Here is a 6,364-nt window from a genome sequence, read left to right on the forward strand (position 1 = left end):
CGCAGGGCGTCCGGGGCAATAAAGGCTGTCGAAGATCGAGTGTAAAAGGGCGACTTGGATGTCCCGTTTTACATCACGAGATCAAAGACACGCTTGTTCTCGAGTTGCTCAGTGAACTGTACGAGAACGGTAGTCTGCAGCTCGAAGGCATGACAGATACGCCACTGACCTATCATGACCCATGCCAGATATCTCGTCGTGGCGGTGTCATTCAGCAGCCCAGGGAGCTGCTCTACCTGGTTGCCAGTAATTTTCAGGAGATGCCTGATACCGGCGATATGAACTGGTGCTGTGGTGGGGGCGGTGGTGTTAGCGCCAACGAGCGTGCCGATGAGATTCGACTACAGGCTTTCAACAGGAAAAAGAAACAGCTTGATGAGCTCAATGGTGTCGAGACTATCGTTACGGCATGTGCCAACTGCCGCCTGATGCTCGAGGATGGACTTGAGCACTACGAGTTACCTCACGAGGTCACAGGTCTGACTGAATTGATTGCTGATCACCTGAAGCAGTAGAGTTCATTATCGAACAATTTTGCTCAACGCATAAAAAAGGCGGCCATTTGGCCGCCTTTTTGTTTGCAGGAAGTGAAGTGATTTACTTCGCTGCCTTGCGCTCCTTGGTCTCTTTGATGACCACTTCAGCGATGTTCGCAGGACACGCGTTATAGTGCGAGAACTCCATGGAGAACTGTCCACGACCAGAGGTCATGGTACGCAGGTCACCGATGTAACCGAACATTTCGCTCAGAGGCGCGTCAGCTTTTACACGTACGCCAGTCGGAGTTGCTTCCTGTTGCTTGATCATGCCGCGACGACGGTTGAGATCGCCGATTACATCACCAACGTGGTCTTCAGGAGTGAAGACGTCAACCTTCATGATTGGCTCCATCATCTGCGGGCCGGCTTTTGGCATTGAAGCACGGTAAGCAGCCTTTGATGCGATCTCGTATGCGATTGCAGATGAGTCGACGGCATGGAAGCCACCATCAGTCAGGGTGACTTTGAAGTCCAGGCAAGGAAAGCCTGCGAGGACACCCTCGTCAGCACTGACCCTGAAGCCTTTCTCAATCGCAGGCCAGAATTCACGTGGTACGTTACCACCGGTAACCTTTGATTCGAATTCGTAACCGCTGCCTGCTTCGCCTGGCTCGATGGTGAAATCGATCTTGGCGAACTGACCTGAACCACCGGTCTGCTTCTTGTGGGTGTAGCTGTCTTCGATACGCTGCGTGATGGTTTCACGGTAGGCAACCTGTGGCTTACCAACTTCAACATCGACGTTGTGGGTACGCTTGAGGATGTCGACCTTGATATCGAGGTGCAGTTCGCCCATGCCCTTGATGATGGTCTCGCCGCTCTCCTCGTCGGTCTCGACGCGGAATGACGGATCTTCCTGAACCATCTTGCTGATTGCGAGGCCCATCTTCTCTGCGCCGCCCTTGTCTTTCGGCTTGATCGCGATTGAGATAACCGGATCAGGGAAAACCATGGGTTCGAGAGTAGCAGGCTGCTTGGGATCACACAGGGTGTGACCGGTCTGGGTATTCTTGAGGCCGATCAGGGCGATGATGTCACCAGCCTGTGCTGAATCGAGCTCTTCACGAGAGTCGGCGTGCATCTCTACGATACGGCCGATACGCTCGGTTTTACCTGTGTAGGTATTCAGAACTGTGTCGCCCTTGTTGAGCTTGCCCGAATAGATACGTGTGAAGGTGAGGGCGCCGAAACGGTCGTCCATAATTTTGAACGCCAGTGCACGCAGTGGCTTGTCGACGCTGACTTCTGCGAAATTACCGGTCTCGTTACCTTCGAGGTCAACTTCAGGCTGAGGGTCAACTTCAATCGGGTTAGGCAGGAAGTCGACAACCGCGTCCAGAACCAGTTGAACACCCTTGTTCTTGAATGCAGAACCACAGTAAGTCGGGAAGAAATCAAGAGCGATAGTACCCTTGCGGATGCAGCCCTTGAGATCGTCGATAGATGGCTCTTCACCTTCGAGGTAGGCTTCCATCAGGTCGTCATCCTGCTCGACAGCCATTTCGATGAGCTTCTCGCGATACTCTTCAACCTTGTCTGTCATGTCGGCTGGTACATCTTCAAGACGGTACTTGTGGGGATCGCCCGAGTCGTCCCAGATCCATGCTTTGCGAGTCAGCAGGTCAACGACGCCGACGAACTCATCTTCTGTACCGATTGGCAGAACCATGACCAGCGGGTTGGCACCGAGGACTTTCTCAACCTGGCCGACAACGCGGTAGAAGTCTGCACCGAGACGGTCAAGCTTGTTGACGAGGATAATACGTGCAACTTCTGATTCGTTCGCATAACGCCAGTTTGTTTCTGACTGGGGCTCAACACCACCGGAACCACAGAAGACACCAACGCCGCCATCGAGTACTTTCAGTGAACGGTAAACTTCGATTGTGAAGTCAACGTGTCCGGGGGTATCGATGATGTTCAGCTGATGGTCTCTCCAGAAACAGGTTGTCGCTGCAGACTGGATAGTAATACCACGCTCGCGTTCCTGGTCCATAAAGTCGGTTGTCGCTTCACCGTCATGCACCTCACCAATTTTGTGAGTTTTGCCGGTCAGGTTCAGAATACGCTCGGTCGTGGTGGTTTTACCCGCATCGACGTGAGCGAAGATGCCGATGTTACGGTAGTGAGTCAGGTCGGTCATGGTTGTACTCTATATAAGTTAAATACTTCCCGTATTCACGGGAAAGTGTCGAGGCAGTCTGCCCCGGGTGTAAAAAATGCGGTATTTTACCTGAAAACTTGCCTCGATAGGCAAGAAAATGATGAATTTTTCGAGTAATCGCAGCCTTTTGGGCATTTTTTGCTCCGTGAAGAGCTCAATCAGGTGATGACAGTCGGTGCGTCGCGCCCTGTCAGTTCGCCGATTTGGGCCAGTTCCAGTGCCAAATCGACCAGTGGTTTCATCACCTCGGCGGTCTCGGCCTGCTGGTTGGCCTCATCTCTCTCGATTTTCTCGAGATAGACACGCAGGGTAGCGCCTTCGGTTCCTGTGCCCGAGAGTCTAAAAATGATTCGCGCACCATTTTCGAAACCGATTCTGAGGCCCTGGTTGCTTGAAACAGAGCCGTCGACCGGGTCTGTGTAGCTGAAATTATCTGCGTAGGAGACCCTGTTTCCACCAAGCTCAGTGCCAACCAGTTGCGGGAGTGTTTGTGTCAACTGTGCTATCAGCTGATCGGCAATGCCCTTGTCGATCGCCTCATAATCGTAGCGGGTGTAATAGTTGCGCCCATAGGTTTTCCAGTGTGATCTGACGATTTCCTCGACGGATTCATTGCGTACTGCAAGCAGGTTGAGCCAGAAGAGAACAGCCCACAAGCCATCCTTTTCACGCACGTGGTTTGAGCCAGTACCGAAGCTCTCTTCCCCGCACAGGGTGATTTTGTCTGCATCGAGCAGCAGGCCGAAAAATTTCCAGCCCGTGGGTGTTTCGTAACTGTTGAGGCCAAGTTTTTCAGCCACGGCATCTGCTGCCTGGCTGGTTGGCATTGAGCGGGCAACGCCGCTGATGCCGTTTTTATAAGCTGGAATCAGGGTAGCATTGGCCACCATCACGGCAAGACTGTCGCTTGGAGTGACAAAGAAATTCTTGCCGAGGACCATGTTGCGGTCACCGTCACCATCGGTTGCGGCAGCAAAATCCACCCCGTTGTCGCCGCGTGTTTTTTCAACCAGTTCTGCAGCGTAAACAAGATTGGGATCAGGATGCCCGCCACCGAAATCCTCCAGCGGGATGCCGTTCATGACCGTGCCTTCAGGTGCGCCAAGCATCTCTTCGAAGATCTGTTTCGCATAGGGCCCGGTGACTGCGTGCATAGAGTCGATGGCCATGCTGAAGCCGGGCTTTGCGATCAGTGCGCGGATTGCATCGAAATCGAACAGCTGCGACATGAATTCGGCATAGTCATCTACCGAATCAATGATTGCAACCGGCATGCCGTCAAGTTCAGTTGTGTACTCTTCGTCAAGGCTGATATCGCCTGCATCGGAGATCAGGTACTCCTTGATAGTTTGACTCTCGGCAAATATAGCCTCGGTCAGGGATTCGGAAGCAGGGCCGCCATTGTCGCCATTGAACTTGATGCCGAAATCACCATCAGGTCCGCCGGGGTTGTGGCTCGCCGAGAGGATGATGCCGCCAGTTGTTTTGTACTTGCGTATCAGGTGAGAGACAGCGGGAGTCGACAGGATGCCGCCACGGCCGACAATACAGCGGGCAACACCGTTGGCAGTAGCCATGCGCAGAATAATCTGGATTGCTTCGCGGTTGTAATAGCGTCCATCACCACCGATGACGAGAACACCACCAGTCAGCGCAGGCACCTTGTTGAAGATCGATTGAACGAAATTCTCGAGGTAATTGGGCAACTGGAAACGGGTGACGCGCTTTCTCAATCCGGATGTGCCGGGGCGCTGGTCATCGAATGGAGTGGTTGTTATTTTTTGCTGTGTCAAGGGTCGTCAGCCTGTCAATCAAACATACCCACTATTTGATCACAGGTTGGCACTGCTTGTCAGTGCCTGCTTGAAGCCGCACAATAGCGGCATACACCTTTATCCGGTTTTCATCATGCTCGAATATGTCTTTTTTCACCAGCAGCCGATGCTGCAGTGTTGCGATTTTGTGCGTCAGCGCGGCCTTGATCCGCAAATGCAGGATTCATCAGAGGATTCACTGATTGTCTCGCTGCCAGAAGATAGTGTTGATGATAATCTCGCAGACGAAATCGACAACTTCTATGACAGCATGATGGACCTCGATCATGAGCTTTTCAGTGATACAGTCGAGCCGGATAGTGATGACTACCAGACGGCAGGCGTGGTGGTGAATCTCGCTGACGGCAAAACTGTGTATGCCGATGTGCCCGGAGACCTGCTCAAACGCGTGATGGAGATTCTCTCTCCCCAGGAGTTGGGGGATTTTGTCAATGCTATTGTCGATGCTGTTGAGAAGCCTGATGATCGTTCCCTGTGTCAGCGTAAGTAAGGCGGTTTTTTACCATGTATACGCGTTTATTCATCCTGGAATTAATAATAAACTAATGATGCCACAATCAATTATTGTCGAGAAAAGCAGTTGATGGATGCAGGTTCAGATAAGACCGGGATCGCACGGCTGAAGAGGTGGCAGCATGTTTCCGGAATGGGCTATGGCATTATGCAATCCTATCTCTCAGGTGAGATGAGTGTTTGTCTGAATGAAGATATTGACCTGTCTCGACTCGATACAATCATGTCTGATGTCCTGGGGGAATTACACCCGGTAACAGAGGCCTGTTCAGTAGAAGAGAAGCTGATGTCCCGTATTCTTTTCTGGGCCGCCGGGATTCAACGTCACTTCTCGATTCCCCTCTATCCTGGTTACAGGGTCATCGAAGAGACGATAGAGGCTGATAAGGGGATCGGCCGGACATTCAGATTTGCACTCCCCAGCACCCATTCACAAGCGACCCTTGCCGCGTTCCAATGGGTTATGACTACCTTGGAACATACATTGCTTAAAGATACAGGCGGTCAGCTAGCGACCGACAAGGAGTGTATTGATTATCTTCTGAAGCGTAAGCAGTCGCTCGGCAAATACCTGAAACAGTATGCGACGCGTGAAAAAACAACCTACGCTATATATCAGGCGGCATGGGAGATAGATATGCCGGTGCGCACCCTGGTTCCGGGTTACCTGATACTCGGTTATGCAGCCTGCAGCCGCATGATGAAAATTACCATTTCTGACCAGACGTCAGCCCTCGGAGTCGACATCGCGCTTAACAAGCTTGTGACCAGTAAAATACTGCATCGTATCGGCCTGCCTGAGCCTGGGTGCAGGCACGTTAAGGATCTCCAGCAAGCAGTCAAGATGGCGAGTGTGATTGGCTTTCCTGTGGTTGTCAAGCCATCAGACCAGGATCAGGGTAGGGGGGTGTTTGCCGACCTGCACGATGCTGCAGCAGTCGAAAAGGCGTTTCAGAAGGCACAAAAATTTTCGAAGAACATTCTGATCGAGAAACATGTTCCAGGATTTGGTCACCGCTTGACAGTTTTCAATGACAAAATCTATTCAGTGACCCGAAAAACTCCTGCCGGAATAACGGGTGATGGAGTCTCAGCAATTGGTGCACTGATTGCCAGGTCATCATGCCTGCCATTTGTGACTCATAGTGACGAGCAAAATAAACAACGTGTGCTCAATGATGAGTCTCTTGACCTCATGAGGCAGTATGGACTGACGCCTACGCTGCGCGCCAAGGAGAGAGAATCGAAGGCGCGTAGTCCCCGGTAGCCACTAGGCGAGACTGTTTTTCTGACGTGCGCCAGCGCCAAAGGAA

At 52.0% G+C, this 6,364-nt stretch carries 5 protein-coding genes; 3 read left to right on the top strand and 2 right to left on the bottom strand.

Annotated features, from left to right (window positions below; genetic code table 11):
* On the top strand, positions 1-515 hold a 515-nt coding region (locus BOW51_RS06370; protein WP_135568102.1), incomplete at its 5' end, for a (Fe-S)-binding protein.
* Between the two features lie 82 nt (positions 516-597).
* On the opposite strand, the gene fusA is transcribed toward BOW51_RS06370, so the two are convergent.
* Both fusA and BOW51_RS06380 read right to left on the bottom strand, forming a co-directional pair.
* Positions 598-2,682 carry an elongation factor G gene (gene fusA, locus BOW51_RS06375; RefSeq protein ID WP_078476966.1) on the bottom strand — a complete coding sequence of 695 codons (2,085 nt, stop codon included), beginning with the start codon at positions 2,680-2,682 and terminating at the stop codon, positions 598-600.
* A gap of 179 nt (positions 2,683-2,861) precedes the next feature.
* On the bottom strand, positions 2,862-4,496 hold the full coding sequence (locus BOW51_RS06380) for an alpha-D-glucose phosphate-specific phosphoglucomutase (RefSeq protein ID WP_078476967.1): 1,635 nt from the start codon (positions 4,494-4,496) through the stop codon (positions 2,862-2,864).
* Between the two features lie 115 nt (positions 4,497-4,611).
* On the opposite strand from BOW51_RS06380, the gene BOW51_RS06385 reads away from it, so the two are divergent.
* Together BOW51_RS06385 and BOW51_RS06390 are read left to right on the top strand one after the other, a co-directional pair.
* Positions 4,612-5,028 (top strand): hypothetical protein, encoded by a 417-nt coding sequence (locus BOW51_RS06385; RefSeq protein ID WP_135568103.1) that lies wholly within the window; start codon positions 4,612-4,614, stop codon positions 5,026-5,028.
* A gap of 93 nt (positions 5,029-5,121) precedes the next feature.
* Positions 5,122-6,318, top strand: coding sequence for an acetate--CoA ligase family protein (locus BOW51_RS06390; RefSeq protein ID WP_078476969.1), 1,197 nt, complete (start codon positions 5,122-5,124; stop codon positions 6,316-6,318).
* The last annotated feature ends 46 nt before the right edge of the window (positions 6,319-6,364 follow it).

It is taken from the genome of Solemya elarraichensis gill symbiont, assembly GCF_002021095.1.
Classification (GTDB): Bacteria; Pseudomonadota; Gammaproteobacteria; order Chromatiales; family Chromatiaceae.